This window comes from Janthinobacterium sp. BJB426, assembly GCF_002735705.1.
In the GTDB taxonomy this organism is placed as follows: Bacteria; Pseudomonadota; Gammaproteobacteria; order Burkholderiales; family Burkholderiaceae_D; genus Janthinobacterium.
The window spans coordinates 1-15,108 of sequence record NZ_PDZL01000015.1 but is presented as its reverse complement, the minus strand read 5'-3'; the positions used below and the strand labels follow the sequence as shown (position 1 = coordinate 15,108).

Annotated in this window: 14 protein-coding genes; 7 read left to right on the top strand and 7 right to left on the bottom strand. The window is 62.1% G+C overall.

Going from position 1 to position 15,108, the window contains the following annotated elements; translation table 11 throughout:
- Nucleotides 1-2 precede the first annotated feature (2 nt).
- A complete protein-coding gene (locus CSQ93_RS20910; protein ID WP_099379703.1) occupies nt 3-854 on the top strand; it encodes a sulfurtransferase in 852 nt (283 codons plus the stop codon).
- Nucleotides 855-898: 44 nt separating this feature from the next.
- Here the strand turns inward: CSQ93_RS20910 and CSQ93_RS20905 are convergent, their stop codons facing one another.
- Together CSQ93_RS20905 and CSQ93_RS20900 are read right to left on the bottom strand one after the other, a co-directional pair.
- Nucleotides 899-2,635 (bottom strand): ABC-F family ATP-binding cassette domain-containing protein, encoded by a 1,737-nt coding sequence (locus CSQ93_RS20905; RefSeq protein WP_099379702.1) that lies wholly within the window; start codon nt 2,633-2,635, stop codon nt 899-901.
- 276 nt (nt 2,636-2,911) lie between these two features.
- Nucleotides 2,912-3,646 carry a ZIP family metal transporter gene (locus CSQ93_RS20900; protein ID WP_034785349.1) on the bottom strand — a complete coding sequence of 245 codons (735 nt, stop codon included), beginning with the start codon at nt 3,644-3,646 and terminating at the stop codon, nt 2,912-2,914.
- Between CSQ93_RS20900 and CSQ93_RS29525 the strand changes: the two genes are divergently transcribed.
- Nucleotides 3,558-3,782, top strand: coding sequence for a hypothetical protein (locus CSQ93_RS29525; protein WP_233516289.1), 225 nt, complete (start codon nt 3,558-3,560; stop codon nt 3,780-3,782). The genes CSQ93_RS20900 and CSQ93_RS29525 overlap by 89 nt on opposite strands.
- A 133-nt stretch (nt 3,783-3,915) precedes the next feature.
- Here the strand turns inward: CSQ93_RS29525 and CSQ93_RS20895 are convergent, their stop codons facing one another.
- Together CSQ93_RS20895 and polA are read right to left on the bottom strand one after the other, a co-directional pair.
- On the bottom strand, nt 3,916-4,800 hold the full coding sequence (locus tag CSQ93_RS20895; RefSeq protein ID WP_099379701.1) for a dienelactone hydrolase family protein: 885 nt from the start codon (nt 4,798-4,800) through the stop codon (nt 3,916-3,918).
- A gap of 163 nt (nt 4,801-4,963) precedes the next feature.
- The gene (gene polA, locus CSQ93_RS20890) at nt 4,964-7,711 is read right to left on the bottom strand and encodes a DNA polymerase I (RefSeq protein WP_099379700.1); all 2,748 of its coding nucleotides are present in this window, start codon (nt 7,709-7,711) and stop codon (nt 4,964-4,966) included.
- A 292-nt stretch (nt 7,712-8,003) separates the two neighbouring features.
- Here polA and CSQ93_RS20885 point away from each other — a divergent pair, with 292 nt between their 5' ends.
- From CSQ93_RS20885 to CSQ93_RS20875, 3 genes are all read left to right on the top strand, one after another.
- A complete protein-coding gene (locus CSQ93_RS20885) occupies nt 8,004-8,399 on the top strand; it encodes a hypothetical protein (protein ID WP_099379699.1) in 396 nt (131 codons plus the stop codon).
- Nucleotides 8,400-8,482: 83 nt separating this feature from the next.
- Nucleotides 8,483-9,439: a homoserine kinase gene (locus tag CSQ93_RS20880; protein ID WP_099379698.1), complete on the top strand. Its 957-nt coding sequence runs from the start codon at nt 8,483-8,485 to the stop codon at nt 9,437-9,439.
- A gap of 2 nt (nt 9,440-9,441) precedes the next feature.
- Nucleotides 9,442-10,233: a BPSS1780 family membrane protein gene (locus CSQ93_RS20875; protein ID WP_099379697.1), complete on the top strand. Its 792-nt coding sequence runs from the start codon at nt 9,442-9,444 to the stop codon at nt 10,231-10,233.
- A 74-nt stretch (nt 10,234-10,307) separates the two neighbouring features.
- Here CSQ93_RS20875 and CSQ93_RS20870 read toward each other — a convergent pair whose 3' ends face one another.
- Complete coding sequence (locus CSQ93_RS20870; RefSeq protein WP_099379696.1) at nt 10,308-12,611, bottom strand: UvrD-helicase domain-containing protein; 2,304 nt, start codon at nt 12,609-12,611, stop codon at nt 10,308-10,310.
- Nucleotides 12,612-12,720: 109 nt separating this feature from the next.
- On the opposite strand from CSQ93_RS20870, the gene CSQ93_RS20865 reads away from it, so the two are divergent.
- Together CSQ93_RS20865 and CSQ93_RS20860 are read left to right on the top strand one after the other, a co-directional pair.
- Nucleotides 12,721-12,996: a hypothetical protein gene (locus tag CSQ93_RS20865; RefSeq protein ID WP_099379695.1), complete on the top strand. Its 276-nt coding sequence runs from the start codon at nt 12,721-12,723 to the stop codon at nt 12,994-12,996.
- Nucleotides 12,993-13,517, top strand: a complete 525-nt coding sequence (locus CSQ93_RS20860) for a GNAT family N-acetyltransferase (protein WP_099379694.1) — start codon at nt 12,993-12,995, stop codon at nt 13,515-13,517. The genes CSQ93_RS20865 and CSQ93_RS20860 overlap by 4 nt, the downstream gene beginning before the upstream one ends.
- Before the next feature lie 13 nt (nt 13,518-13,530).
- Here the strand turns inward: CSQ93_RS20860 and CSQ93_RS20855 are convergent, their stop codons facing one another.
- Together CSQ93_RS20855 and CSQ93_RS20850 are read right to left on the bottom strand one after the other, a co-directional pair.
- Entirely contained in the window at nt 13,531-14,385 is an 855-nt protein-coding gene (locus CSQ93_RS20855) for a hypothetical protein (protein WP_158301309.1), read from the bottom strand.
- Between the two features lie 139 nt (nt 14,386-14,524).
- On the bottom strand, nt 14,525-15,108 hold a 584-nt coding region (locus tag CSQ93_RS20850; protein WP_158301308.1), incomplete at its 5' end, for an IS1595 family transposase.

Here is a 15,108-nt window from a genome sequence, read left to right as displayed (position 1 = left end):
TGATGTACACCACCTTGTTACAGGCCAGCGAACTGGCCAGCCACCTGAATGACAGCAACTGGGTCATCCTCGATTGCCGCCACGATTTGCTCAACCCGACAGCCGGCAGCGACGCATTTGCCGCCGGCCACATCCAGAACGCGCAGTTTGCCGATATCGACACGGCCCTGTCCAGCCCCAAGACGGCGCGCGGCCCGGCCTTTACGGGACGGCATCCCTTGCCCGAGCGCAACGCCCTGCTGGCCACCCTACGCGGCTGGGGCATCAATGACGACACGCAAGTGGTCGCCTACGATGGCCAGGGCGGCATGTTCGCCGCCCGTGTGTGGTGGCTGCTGCGCTGGCTCGGCCATCCGAATGTGGCCGTGCTCGACGGCGGCCTGGTCGCCTGGCAGGCGCAAGGCTTGCCGCTGGTCACGCCCGTGGCGCCCCGCCCTGTCGGCACCCTGACGGAAAAAGCCAGCCTGACACGCACGGTCAGCGTGCAGGACGTCATCGCCAACCTGGAAACCCAGGCCTTGACCGTCATCGACGCGCGCGCGCCCGACCGTTATCGGGGCGAGAACGAAACCATCGACCCCGTCGGTGGCCACATCCCCGGCGCGAAAAACCGTTTTTTCAAAGATAACTTGCAGGCGGATGGCCGTTTCAAAAGTGCGGATGAATTGCAGCGCGACTTCAGCGCATTGATCGCCTCGCCGCAAGCAGCCATCCTGCAGTGCGGCTCCGGCGTGACGGCTTGCCACAACCTGCTGGCCCTGGAAGTGGCCGGCTTGCCTGGCGCGGCCCTGTATCCGGGCTCGTGGAGCGAATGGTGCGCCGATCCGGCGCGGCCCGTGGCGACAGGAAATTAAAAAATGGCGGACCAGATGGTCCGCCATTTTTTACCAGTGGATAACTACGACGTTATCCCCAGCGATTGATTCAAGCGCTCCAGCTCCGCCTGCCATGCCAGCTGGCTGGCCGGCTTCTGGTGGCGCGGCTTGCGGGCCAGATCCTCGGCCAGCAATTGTTCCAGTTCGCACAAGCGTTCCAGCTGCACGTCGATGTCCGTCAGGACCGCAGACGCATGTTCCACGCGCGGCGCGGGCGTCAACGCTTGCCCATCTTCCGCGCTCAGCCGTGCATACGCGCTGGCCGCGTCAGGCCACTCTTCCAGTCCGCCATCGGCCACCACCCAAAACCGGTTGCACGCCGTCTCGATCAGGTCACGGTCGTGCGACACCAATAAACAGCCGCCGGCAAAGCCGCGCAAGGCTAGTCCCAGTTCCGCCTTGCCCTGCATGTCCAGATGGTTGCTGGGCTCGTCCAGCAGCAGCAAGTGGTAACTGGCCATGGACAGGCCCAGAAACAGCAGCCGCGCCCGCTCGCCGCCACTCAGGGTAGCGACTGTCTGGCCATGGCGCGCATACGGGAAACCGGCCGCAATCAACGCCTGCTTGCGCGCCACCTGGCTGCGCGCAGCTTCGTTTTGCACGGCAAACGGGTAGAGGGCGTCGGACAGGTCAGCTGTATCGGCCAGTTGCTTGAGCGACTGGTCGTAATAGCCGATGTTTGCCGCCTTGTGGTAGCGCAAGTCGCCCCGTTCCTCCTGTGCCTGGATCGCTTGCCAGCATAGGCGCAGCAAGGACGACTTGCCGCTGCCGTTGGCGCCCAGCAAGGCGATGCGATCGCCCGGTTTCAGCCACAGCTGGCCCACGTGGAACAGCAGCGGCGAGGCAGGCACGGCGCGCACGTCCAGGGCATCCAGCGCCAGCAGCTGGTCGGCCGCCAGCGCCTTGCCGCGCAGGCTCAAGCGCCACGGCGCGCCGTCGCTGACGAAGGACTGTTCATCCTGCAGCTTGTCGATGCGCCGCTGCATGCTCTTCGCCTTGCGCGCCATGCCGACGTTATCGTAGATCTTGCCCCACAGGGCCAGGCGGGTGCTGCTCACGGCCAGGCGGTCGATTTCCTTCTGTTCGGCCGCATGGCGGGCGGCCGCGGCAAGATCGGCTTCGGCCAGCGCCGCCAGCGCGGGGCCGCACGGCAAGTCGAAGTCGTACAGGCGGCTATCGCGCAAGATCCAGCTGCGCGTGGCCACATTGTCGAGCAAGCGCTGGTCGTGCGAGACGAGGATGAAGGCGCCGCGCCAGGCCAGCAGGAATTGCTCCAGCCACAGCAGCGACGGCAAGTCCAGGTGATTGCTCGGCTCATCGAGCAACAGCACGTTCGGCTCCTGCAGCAGGGCGCGCCCCAGCAGCAGCCGCGTGTGCTGGCCGCCGGATAAGGAATGCACGGGTACTTGCGCCGTCTCGTGCTCGAAGCCTAACTCGGCCAGCAGGCTGTCGACCCGCCAATGCAGCTCAGGCTGGTCCAGCACGGGCGCCAGCAAGGCGTCGTACAGGCTCAGGCTGGCAAGTTCCGCCGGCAAATGCTGTTCCACATGCTGCAAGCGGCAGGCACGGGCGTAGTGGATGGTGCCGGCAGTGGCTTCCCGCGTGCCGCTGAGCAATCCCAGCAAGGTGGATTTGCCGCAGCCATTGTGGCCGATCAGGCCGATGCGGTCGCCCTGGCGCAAGGTAAAGGCGAGTTCATTGAAGAGGAAACCGTCGTGGGTATCCAGTTGTAAAGCTTGTGTCGAGATAAGGGTAGTCATGGCTCTTGTCTTTATTCAGGATGCAAGCATCCGCGTTAACAGGAGCGCTAACGACAACGGAGTACCAGGAAAGGACTCGTGTAGGAGGGTAACTTTGCTCTGGCCAGGTTATCGCAGCGCGATAGAACGTGGGCAAGAGCTGGCAAATGCGCTTAAAGAGCGTGCGCGCCACAAGGCGAGCAACAAATTTTCTTCCATGATATTTTCCTCCTTTCTGTGCAAGTTAGTCAGAAAGGCAATATAGCATAGGTGGCACTGCGCCGACAGAACGGCGTATCAACCGCCGTGGCGCTTGTGCGTCAAAAACAGCACGATGCACACGCCCAGCGCGATCAACAGCACTTGCGGGATGGTTTCGCGCAAGGTGGCGCGGCGCTGCATCTGCGGCATCAAGTCGGACAGGGCTATATAAATGAAGCCGGACGAGGCGAACACGAGCACGTACGGGATCAAATTGCTGGCGCGGTCCAGGGTGAAATAGCCGAGCAAGCCGCCCGCCACCGCCATCAGGCTGCACAGCAGATTGAAGATGTAGGCGCGCAAGCGCGAGAAGCCGGCATTGAGCAGTACGATGAAGTCGCCGATTTCCTGCGGGATTTCATGCGCGATGATGGCCAGGCCCGTCACCAGGCCCAGCTTCGGGTCGGCCAGGAAGGCGGCGGCGATCAGGATGCCGTCCGTAAAGTTGTGCATGCCGTCGCCGACGAGAATCATCCAGCCGGCCTTGCCCGCTTCGTGCTTGTCGTGGCCGTGCGCGTGGTGGTGGCCATCGCCTTCGTGGTGGTGCGAATGGCGCAGGATGGCGAATTTTTCCAGCATGAAAAAGGCCAGCAAGCCCGCCAGCAGGGTGGCGAAAAGGCTGCGCGGATCCGCCTGCGATTCAAACGCTTCGGGCAAGGCGTGCAGCAAGGATGTCGACAGCATGATGCCAACGGACAAGCTGACCATGCGCTCGACCACTTTGGAGAGGAATGCAAACGAAAAGATCGCCGCCGCGGTAATGCTGAACACGCCCGCGATCGTGGTCGCGAGCAAAATGGATATAAGGACGGGATCGATGATTTTCTTACCTCAAAATGGCGCCGGGTCACTGGCGCCCGCGATGCTGGCGTCTGGCCTGATGAATGCGTTGTTATCTATTGTTTAATTTTTTGCGCGTCTGGCGGCAGCGTAGCGCGATGAAGATGCAATTGTACTGCATTGGCGCGCACCGGGCATTTTACAGCCCGGTGCGCCTTTCGCGCCAACTTCTGGAAGATGGGGTATTTTTCTGTTGCGGATCACGCCACGCCGTGGCGCTTGAACCAGGCTAAACAACGCGCATAGCCGTCCTTCGCATCGGCCGCCACATAGCTGGAGCGGTAATCGGCATTGAAGGCGTGGCCCGCATCGGGATACACGACAAATTCCGACTTGTTGCCGCCCTTGGCCAGCGCATCCTTCATCTTGCCGATCGATTCCTGGCTGATGCCCGTATCCTTGCCGCCATACAAGCCCAGCACGGGGACCTTCAAGGTGGCGGCGATATCGATGGGATTGCTCGGCTGCAAGGGAGTCGGCTCACCCACCAGGCGGCCATACCAGGCCACGCCCGCCTTGACGGCCGGATTGTGCGCCGCGTACAACCACGTGATGCGCCCGCCCCAGCAAAAGCCCGTGATGCCCAGGCGGCTCGTGTCGCCGCCATTCTGTTTCGCCCACGCAACAACAGCATCGAGGTCCGCCATCACTTGCGCATCCGGCGTCTTGGCGATGATGCCTTTCATCAACTCAGGGATGCTGGCCACCTTGGTGGGATCGCCCTGGCGCACGAACAAATCGGGCGCCAGCGCCAGATAGCCCTGCTTGGCGAAGCGGCGCGCCATGTCAGCGATATGTTCATGCACGCCAAAGATTTCCGAAATGACCAGTACCACGGGCAATCCCGTCTTGCCTTCCGGCTGGGCCGCATACACGGGCACGGCCTGGCCATCGACCATCACCGACATGCTGCCCGTGACGAGACCGGCGGAATCCGTCTTGATGACATTTTGCGCCGCCACGGGCAGCACGGCCACGGCAAAACCCGCGCCCAGCGCCACCTTCAGGAAACCACGCCGGCCATCCGGCCCGGACACACTGCTCTGGCCCAGCAAACTTTCACAATCGGTGATCATGTCGCTCATGCGTTTCTCCTGAAAATGTTGCATTAAGTGAAGTCAAATCTCTGGACCCAGACAAAATCGTAGCGAGCGGCCCCGAGTTCTGGCCGAGAAGCGCAACTGTGCCAGGGCACAGTGAGCATCGCAGGCCGGAAATCGCGCCGCGCAGTAGATTTGGTCTGGCGTCCTAGTGCGCTTCGTCCCAATTCTTACCAATACCGACTTCAGCCGTCAGCGGCACCTTCAGCGCGGCCACGCCGGCCATCAGTTCCGGCAGCTTGCGCTTGACCAGTTCCAGTTCCGCGTCCGGCACTTCCAGCACCAGTTCATCGTGCACCTGCATGATCATCTTCGTCTGCAAGCCATCCGTTTCCAGCCAGCCTTGCACGGCGATCATGGCCAGCTTGATCAGGTCGGCCGCCGTGCCCTGCATCGGCGCGTTGATCGCCGCCCGTTCCGCGCCCTGGCGGCGCGGGCCGTTCGGCGAATTGATTTCCGGCAGCCACAAACGGCGGCCGAACACGGTTTCCACGTAGCCGCGCGCCTTCGCTTGCTGGCGCGTGTCTTCCATATACTGTTTCACGCCGGAAAAACGGGCGAAATATCGGTCGATATAGCTTTGCGCGGCCGTGCGGTCCACGCCCAGGTTACCGGCCAGGCCGAATGCGCTCATGCCGTAGATCAAGCCGAAGTTGATGACCTTGGCGTAGCGGCGCTGCTCGCTCTGCACTTCCGCGGCCGGCACGCCAAAGATCTCGGCGGCCGTGGCGCGGTGAATGTCGATGCCGTCGGCAAACGCGCGCAGCATGGCTTCATCGCCCGAGATGTGCGCCATGATGCGCAATTCGATCTGCGAATAGTCGGCCGAAACGATGTGACTGCCCGGCGGCGCAATAAACGCTTCGCGGATGCGGCGCCCTTCCGCGCTGCGGATGGGAATATTCTGCAAGTTCGGGTCATTCGACGCCAAACGCCCCGTCACGGCCACGGCTTGCGCATAGTTCGTGTGCACGCGTCCCGTCGTGACGTTGATCATCTTCGGCAATTTATCGGTATAGGTCGACTTCAGCTTGGCCATGCCCCGGTATTCCAGCAGGACTTTCGGCAGCGGATAATCCTCGGCCAGCTTTTGCAGCACTTCCTCGTCCGTCGAAGGCGCGCCCGTCGGGGTTTTCTTAATTACCGGCAGTTTCAATTTCTCAAAGAAAATTTCACCGATCTGCTTGGGCGAACCGAGGTTGAACGGCTGCTCGGCCAGTTCATACGCCTTCTTTTCCAGCTCGAGGATTTTCACGGCCAGCTCGGCCGACTGGATGTTGAGCAATTCGTCATCGATCAGCACGCCGTTGCGCTCGATCTTTTGCAAGACCACGGCCGTCGGCATCTCGATCTTTTCATAGATGAAAGTGAGTTTTTCATCATTTGCCACATTGCCCCACATGGCATTGTGCAGGCGCAAGGTGACGTCGGCATCCTCGGCCGCATACTTGGCCGCCTGCTCCACTTCCACCTGATTGAACGTGATCTGCTTGGCGCCCTTGCCGCACACGTCTTCGAACGGGATCGTCGTGTAGTTCAGGTGACGCAGGGCCAGGCTGTCCATGTCGTGCTTCTTGTGCGACTCGAACACATACGATTCAAGCAGGGTATCGTGGGCGATGCCGCGCAACGTCACGCCGTGGTTGGCGAAGATGTGGCTGTCATATTTCAGGTTCTGGCCCAGCTTGGGCTTGTTGGCATCTTCCAGCCACGGGCGCAGTTTCGCCAGCACGTGTTCGCGCGTCAACTGTTCCGGCGCGCCCGCGTAATCGTGGGCCAGCGGGATGTAGCAGGCGGCGTGTTCTGCAACGGAGAGGGAAATGCCGACCATTTGCGCAGTCATCGGTTCCAGCGACGTGGTTTCCGTGTCGACAACCGTCAGGGCAGCCGCATCGATCAGCGCGATCCATTTGTCCAGCTGCTCATCGGTCAGCACGGTTTCATACACGGCCTCGACTGCTGGCACGGCATCGGCGAACATGTCGCCGGTCGTATTGCTCGTCGCTATCGGTGCGCCAACGGGCGACATCGGCGGCGAGGCGCCCAGTTCGCGCAGCAGGGCCTTGAAGCCGTAGCGGTTGAAGAAGGCCAGCAGCGCTTCCTTGTCTTCGTGTTTTGCCACCAGCGAGTCGGCGATCGTCGTCATGTGTTGCGACAAATCGCAATCGGTCTTGACGGTGATCAAGGCGCGCGCCTGCGGCAGCCATGGCAGGGCCGTGCGCAGGTTTTCACCGACGGCGCCGCCCACCTTGGCCGCGTTTTCCATCACGCCTTCCAGGCTGTCGTACAAGGTCAGCCATTTGACGGCCGTCTTCGGGCCGCATTTCGACACGCCCGGCACGTTGTCGACCGTATCGCCGATCAGCGACAGATAATCGATGATGCGGTTCGGCGGCACGCCGAATTTGACCAGCACGGCCGCTTCGTCGAGCTTTTCATTGCTCATGGTATTGATCAGGGTCACCTGGCTGTTGACCAGCTGCGCCAGGTCCTTGTCGCCCGTGGACACCACCACGTTCATGCCGGCACTAGCGGCCTGCACGGCCAAAGTACCAATCACGTCGTCCGCTTCCACGCCGTCGACCATCAAAATTGGCCAGCCCATGGCGCGCACAGCTTCGTGGATCGGCTCGATCTGCAGGCGCAAGTCGTCCGGCATCGAGGCGCGCGTGGCCTTGTATTCGGGATACATGTCGTCGCGGAAAGTTTTACCTTTGGCATCGAACACGCAGGCGATGTAAGCGGCCGGGAAATCGGCGCGCAAACGGCGCAGCATGTTGACCATGCCGTGCATGGCGCCCGTGGGATAGCCGTCCGGGCTGCGCAGATCGGGCAGCGCATGGAAGGCACGATAAAGATAACTGGAACCGTCGACTAACAGCAGGGTGTTTTGCATAATGCCAATAAAATAAGGTGAGCCGCGCCAGCCGGGAAGACACAGCGGCGAACGGGCGGAATATCGCACAATTATCGCAGAGTTTAGGGCCGCGCCACCGGCCGCCACGCTTGCCGTTCCTGGTGTTTTTGCCACCCTGGCGGCCCAGTGCGGGCGCGCAGGCGGCCACTGCGGGCCATTTCGCCTCATTTAAACAGCATTGCCTACCAGTTTGTTACAATGCCTTATAGATAAATTGACGGCATTACACCACTGCACGCGCTGCAGTCCCACACATGGAAGCGAACCCATCATGATGCGTACATCGACACTCTGGACATTCCTCGCCCTGCCCCTGCTGGCATGTTCGGCCATCGCCAGCGCCCAGACGCCGGCCAAACCGAGCGACGCGCCACCCCAGCTCGAACGTATCGAGGAAATGGGCGAAGCGCCCATCACCGTGGCGCCAGCCGCGGCCAAGCAGCAGATTACCGAAAAACGCGAAGCGGGCGTGACGTCCGAAGTGAAAGTGACGAGCGGCGGCAGCACGTATTACATGAAGCCGGCCGCCGGCGCCGACCAGGCGCACGGCGGCGCCCTGCGCGGCCCGCAATGGAAAGTGCTGGAATTTGACCTGGGCAAGAAGAAACAGAAACAACGCGACGAAGAGGCAGCGGACGCGCCAGCGCCGCCCACACCAGCGAAGTAAGCAGCCACTCTCTTCTGCCCTGCCCCGGCCACCTGCGGGGCAGCCGGCTTTTTTTGACCTTTTAGACCATTCCCCTCTTTCCCATGGCAGTTTTTACCGCGCTACACCTGGACGATATCGGCCAGTGGATCACGCAATTTCCACTCGGCAAACCTCTGGCGCTCAAGGGCATCGCGTCCGGCATCGAAAACAGCAATTTCTTCCTGAGCACGGAGCGCGGCGAGTATGTGCTGACGATCTTTGAAAACCTCAGCTTCGAGCAATTGCCGTTTTATCTGCAACTGATGCGCCATTTGGCGGACCGGGGCGTGCTGGTGCCGGCGCCGATCGCCAATGCCGACGGCGAACTGGTGACGGCCCTGCAAGGCAAGCCGGCCGCCATCGTCAGCAAACTCGACGGCAGCTCGCAGATGGCGCCGCAAGCCGTGCATTGCGCGGCTGTCGGCGCCATGCTGGCAAAAATGCACCTGGCGGCGCAGGACTTCCCCCTGCAGCAGCCGAATCTGCGCGGTCTGGACTGGTGGAACACCACCACGCCGCTGGTCTTGCACCACCTCGACGATGCCAAGGCGCATCTGCTGCGCGCGGAAATCCATTTCCAGGACGCCTTTGCTGCCTGCGATACCTATAAAGCCATCCCGCGCGGTCCCGTGCATGCCGACTTGTTCCGCAACAACGTCATGTTTGACGGCGAACAACTGACGGGTTTTTTCGACTTTTACTTTGCCGGCTGCGACACGTGGCTGTTCGACGTGGCCGTCACCGTCAACGACTGGTGCGTGGACCTGGCCACGGGTGTGCTCGACACGGCAAGAGTGCGCGCCCTGCTCGACGCCTACCAGGCCGTGCGCCCGTTTACGCATGAAGAACAGACGGCATGGCAACCGATGCTGCGCGCCGCCGCGCTGCGCTTCTGGCTGTCGCGCCTGTACGATTATTACCAGCCGCGCGAAGCGGAAATGCTGACCCCGCACGATCCGGCGCATTTCGAACGCATTCTGCGCGAACGTATCGCCACACCTGCTCCGGAACTGTTTTAAACATGGAAAAATTACCTGCAAGTACAGGTTGGCAATGGGTGAAACAAGGCTTCGCCCTGTTTCGCAAGCAACCTGGCGGCATGTCGATGCTGTTTCTCGGCTATATGTTCTGCATGCTGGCCGTCAGCATCGTGCCCGTGCTCGGCCAATTGCTGCCCGTCATCCTGGTGCCCGTGTTTTCCGTCGCCTTCGTGCAAGGCTGCCTGAATATCGACCAGGGCAAGCGCGTCCTGCCCAGCCTGCTGATCTCGGGCTTCCGCAAGCCGGCCTTTCCTTCCCTGTTCGGCCTGGGCGTGCTGTACATCCTGATGGCCATCGTCGCCATTGGCGCCTCGACCCTGGTCGATGATGGCTTGCTGTGGCAACTGGTCACCGGGCAATTGACGGAGGAGGCGGCGCGCACCGCCATCCCCGAATCGCGCCTGGGCCTGGGCATCCTGCTGGCCATCGTGCTGTACGTGCCGGCCGCCATGGCCTTCTGCTTTGCCGCACCGCTGATCTACTGGAAACAAACGGGGCTGGGCAAGGCGCTGTTCTTCAGCTTTTTCGCCGTCTGGCGCTCGCTGTCGGCCTTCATCGTCTTCGCCGCCACCTGGTTCGCCATCAGCGTCGTCACCAGCCAGTTGCTGGCCGTCATCTTCGGCCGCACGCCGCTGATGATGCAACTGATGATGCCGCTGTCGATGATCTTGACCATCATCATGCATTGCTCGTTCTATGCCGCCTACCGCCAGATCTTCGGCCTACCCGTCGATGAGAGCAAGACGGTGTCGCTGGACAAGACCGGCGAGTGATCGCCGGCCAGATGTAAAAAGGGGCAGCCTGCGCAGGCTGCCCCTTTTTTATGGCCGCTGATTGTATATCAGCGTCACAGTCGTTCCAATTTGGCGATGCCCAAATCCAACACCTTCATGCCGTGCTGTCCGAAATTGATCTGCGCGCGCGCATTGCCGCCGCCGCCTTCGATATTGACGATCACGCCTTCGCCGAACTTGGCGTGCGCCACGGATTCACCGATGCGCCAGCCGCCGCCCGTGGCTTTTTGCGCGATCTTTTGCGCGATCGCATTGTCCGAACCCAGGCTGGCCACGCGCGGCGCCTCGTCCCAGGCCGACTTGCGGTTGCCGAACCAATTCGCCTGCACCTTCGGCGACAGCCATTTCAGCGCTTCTTCCGGCAATTCGTCAAAGAAACGCGACTTCATGTTGTAGCGCGTCTGGCCGTGCAGCATGCGCGTCTGCGAAAAGCTCATGTACAGCCGCTTGCGCGCGCGCGTGATCGCCACGTACATCAGCCGGCGTTCTTCTTCCACGCCATTGTCTTCCTTCGAACTGCTTTCGTGCGGGAACAGGCCCTCTTCCAGGCCCGTGATGAACACATTGTCGAATTCCAGGCCCTTGGCCGAGTGCACCGTCATCATCTGCAGCGCATCCTGGCCCGCCTGCGCCTGGTTGTCGCCCGCTTCCAGCGACGCGTGCGACAGGAAGGCGGACAGCGGCGACATCACGGCCGGCAGCGGCGCATCGGCATCGAGGATTTCGATGCCATCCTGGTTCACGACGGGCGCGCCCGACTGCGCCTGGGCGGCTGGCCCAAGATGGGCCGGTGCCCCCTGGCCAAAACCCTCTTCGGAAATGAACTGGCTGGCCGCGCTGACCATCTGCTCCAGATTTTCGATGCGGTCGGCGCCTTCCTTTTCATTCTGATAATGCTGCAGCAAGGTACTCGCTTCCAGCACCACTCTGACCATTTCCGGCAGCGACAACTGCTGCGTTTCGAAACGCACGCCTTCGATCAGCTTGACGAAGCCGGCCAGCACGCTGCCCGCCTTGCCGGCCACATACGGCACGGATGCGTACAAGGAAATACCGTACTGTTCCGAGGCGGCCTGCAATTGCTCGATCGAGCGCATGCCGATGCCGCGCGTGGGGAAGTTGACCACGCGCAAGAAGGCCGAATCGTTGTGCGGATTGTCCATCAATTGCAAGTAAGCAATCGCGTGCTTGACTTCGGCGCGCTGGAAGTAGCGCTGGCCGCCATACACGTGATACGGAATGCTGGCTGAAAACAACGCGTGCTCGATCACGCGTGACTGCGCGTTCGAGCGGTACAGGATGGCGATTTCACTGCGCGAAGCGCCATCGGCGATCAGGCTTTTCGCCTCTTCGATGATCCACTGCGCTTCCTGCAGGTCGGAACTGGCTTCATACACGCGCACCTGCTCGCCATGGCCCGCATCCGTGCGCAGATTCTTGCCCAGGCGCTTGCTATTGTTCGCGATCAACACGTTGGCACTGTCGAGGATGTGGCCATGCGAGCGGTAGTTCTGCTCCAGCTTGATCAAGTTCTTCACCTGGAACTCGTGCTCGAAGGCGCTCATATTGCCCACGTTAGCGCCGCGGAAGGCGTAGATGCTCTGGTCATCGTCGCCGACGGCAAACAGGGCGCCGCCATCGCGGCTGCCGTGGCCAGCCAGCAATTTCAACCAGTTGTATTGCAAATTATTCGTATCCTGGAACTCGTCCACCAGAATGTGGCGGAAGCGCGCCTGGTAGTGTTCGCGCAGGGGCTGGTTGCGGCTCAGTAATTCATACGTGCGCAGCAGCAATTCGGCAAAATCGACGACGCCTTCGCGCTGGCACTGGTCGTCGTACAGCTGGTACAGCTCGACCATCTTGCGCTCGTGCGCGTCGTACGCTTCCACGTCCGTGGCGCGCAAGCCCTGGTCCTTGGCATTGTTGATGAAATACATCACCGTCTTCGGCGGGAATTTTTCATCATCGATGTTGTTTGCCTTCAACAAGCGCTTAATCACGGACAATTGATCCTGGGAATCGAGAATCTGGAACGTTTGCGGCAAGGCCGCGTCGCGGTAGTGCGTGCGCAGCAAGCGGTTGCACAGGCCGTGGAAGGTGCCGATCCACATGCCGCGCGTATTGATCGGCAGCATGGCCGACAAGCGCGTGAGCATTTCCTTGGCGGCTTTATTCGTAAACGTCACGGCCAGGATGCCGGGCGGCGATACCTGCTGGGTCTGGATCAGCCACGCGATGCGGGTGGTCAGCACGCGGGTCTTGCCAGAACCGGCGCCAGCCAGGATCAGCGCATGTTGTGCCGGCAAGGTGACGGCAGCCAATTGTTCGGGATTGAGGTTGTGAAGAAGATTTTGCATCCCGTGATTATACCGGCATGGCTAAAAATACTGTGCATTTGTCCAGCGGTCGCGCCAGTTTTTCATGTGCGCGCTACAATCGGCGTCCCGACACAGCGGCCTGTATCCCATGACACCATCCACTCACCTCGACGGCGCCCGCGTACTGGCCTGGGCCTGGTCCGACCTGCCCTTCGGCCATGTCGCAGATGCGCACGGCACCGCCCCCATCGCCATCCACGGCCTGGCCGTGTGCCGCTACGGGGACGAAGCGCAAGTCTACCGTTTCAGCTGCGATGCGCGCTGGGAGACCGTACAGGATGACGTGTATGCCAGCGAGAATGAGGCCAGGGAGCAGTTGCCGGCACAATACCGCGCCGTGGCTGCCGCGTGGAACACGCCATGAGCAACACCATCCGCGCGGCCACCCGCGCCGACCTGCCGTTGCTGGCCCAGGTCGAGCGCAGCGCCGCAACCCTGTTTGCCCAGGCCGGCCCCGAACTGGCCTGGCTGGCGCATGGCGAACCCTTGCCACTGGACACCTTGCAGGCGCTGCAGCAGGATGGCGGCGTGTGGGTGGCCGCCGATGGACAGGACGCGCCAGCGGGTTTCCTGGCCGCCCAGCCGCTCGACGGCCAGTTGTTCATCGTGGAATTGTCCGTTGCACTGCCGCAGCAACGGCAGGGACTGGGCGCGCGCCTGCTCGACGCGGCGGCGGCCCATGCCCGGGCGCTGGGCTGCGCCTGGCTGACACTGAGCACGTATCGCCACCTGCCGTGGAACGCGCCCTACTATGCGCGCCATGGCTTCAGCGAAATCGAGGCCGGGGCGCTGGGCGCTGGGCATGCGCTCAAGCTGGCGCGCGAAGTGCAGGACGGGCACGATCCGGCGCTGCGCTGCCTGATGCGCAAGCCGCTGGCCCGCTGATTCGGCACGGCACTCAGCGCACCAGTTTTGCCTTGCCTTCGCTGAGCGCCTGGGCGATCACCTGGCGCGTGGTCTTGTCGGCGATCTTGACGACTTTTTCCTGCTGGCGGCCCAGGTCGCCCATTTGCTTGCCCAGCGCTTCCATCGGCTTGCTGCGCTGCTCCATCTGGCGCGACATCTGCTCCGCTTTCTCAGCCTCGCGCTCGTGCACGTCGGCGATGCGGTCGTTGATCTCTTCCATTTCTTCCTGTGCATCTTCCATCTGCTGCTGCAGGCGCTCCACGTCGCGCTCGGCCGCGCGGCGCGCCGTGTCGCTCGTTGCAAGCGCCTGGCGGCGCGAGGCGTCGCCAAGCTTGCGGCCCAGTTCCTGCTGCTGGCGGCCCAGCGCGCGCAGCTGCTCCGACTCGCGCGCGCTGCCTTTTTCCAGGCTGCGGGCACCCATCTTGCGGCCCATTTCGCCCATGGCCTTGCCATGCGCGCCCATTTGATCGCCGAGCGCGCTCATTTCCTTACTGAGCTGTCTCGATGGCTGCCATGCCGTGCGCACCTTGCCCAGCAAGGCCGCATCCTGCAGCACATAGGCCTGGCCCTGGTCGCGGAACCACAGGAACGGGCCCTTGATCGAGCGCTTGAGCTTTTCCACCTGCTGCGAGTGGATATCGCTGTCGACGACGATGACGCCCTCGCTATCCGTGGCGCCATCGACGAGCGCATAGCTTTCGCCCTTGTCGAGCGAACGGCTGACCTGCACGCTGGGTGCGGCTGGCGGGGCCGGTGGCGCGGGCGGCTGCGGCGGCTGCACGGCCAGCGCGCTGCCGCCAAGCAGGATACCGGCCAGGCTGAGGATCAAACGGTGGGAAGTGGACATGGCTGCCTCGTCGCAAAAGTAGTGGAGCATTGACTGTAGCGGCAACGGGACCTGGCCTCCAGCGCGCTGCGACAGGCTGCAAAAAGACCTGCCTGGATGGCAAACATGGACGATGGATGGCAAGCGGGCAAAAAAAAGGCTATGTCACCATCAAATGTGGGAATGCTCCCAGCGTTGCTTTCAATAACGTTTCTGGCGAGCGGATGCGCCCGGCGTCGAGTATCCAGCGCCAGCCCAGGTAATTTGGCAGGTAGCGCGTGGCCACGCCATGAAACGGACGCAGCCATTGCCGCAAGCGGCTGTGATACGCATTGACGTTCTGCACATGCGCGGCGCCCTGCACACGGATGCCGGCGCGCAAGTTGACGGCCTCGTGGCTGATACCCGCTTCCCTCGCAAACGCCCGGTAGACCGCATGACCATCCGTTACCAGCAGAACATCCTTGTCGATGACAGGCAACAAACATCGGTGCAGCTGCGCCTTCGTCAACGCGCCTTTGCCCGTGACGAAATCAAGGGTCTGGCCCGTGCGGTCGCGCGCCATCAGGATGCAGACTTGCTCATTCGATATACCGCGTTTAAAGGCATGGCCGCCCCGGCGGCGGGCCGGCCGCGTCATCTGCCTCGATCCCTTTTCCGATTCCAGCACGTAGAGTTCATCGGCCTCGGCGATGCCATGCAGGCCATGCGGCCGGTCCGTCTTCGCCACGCTGAGAAAGCGGT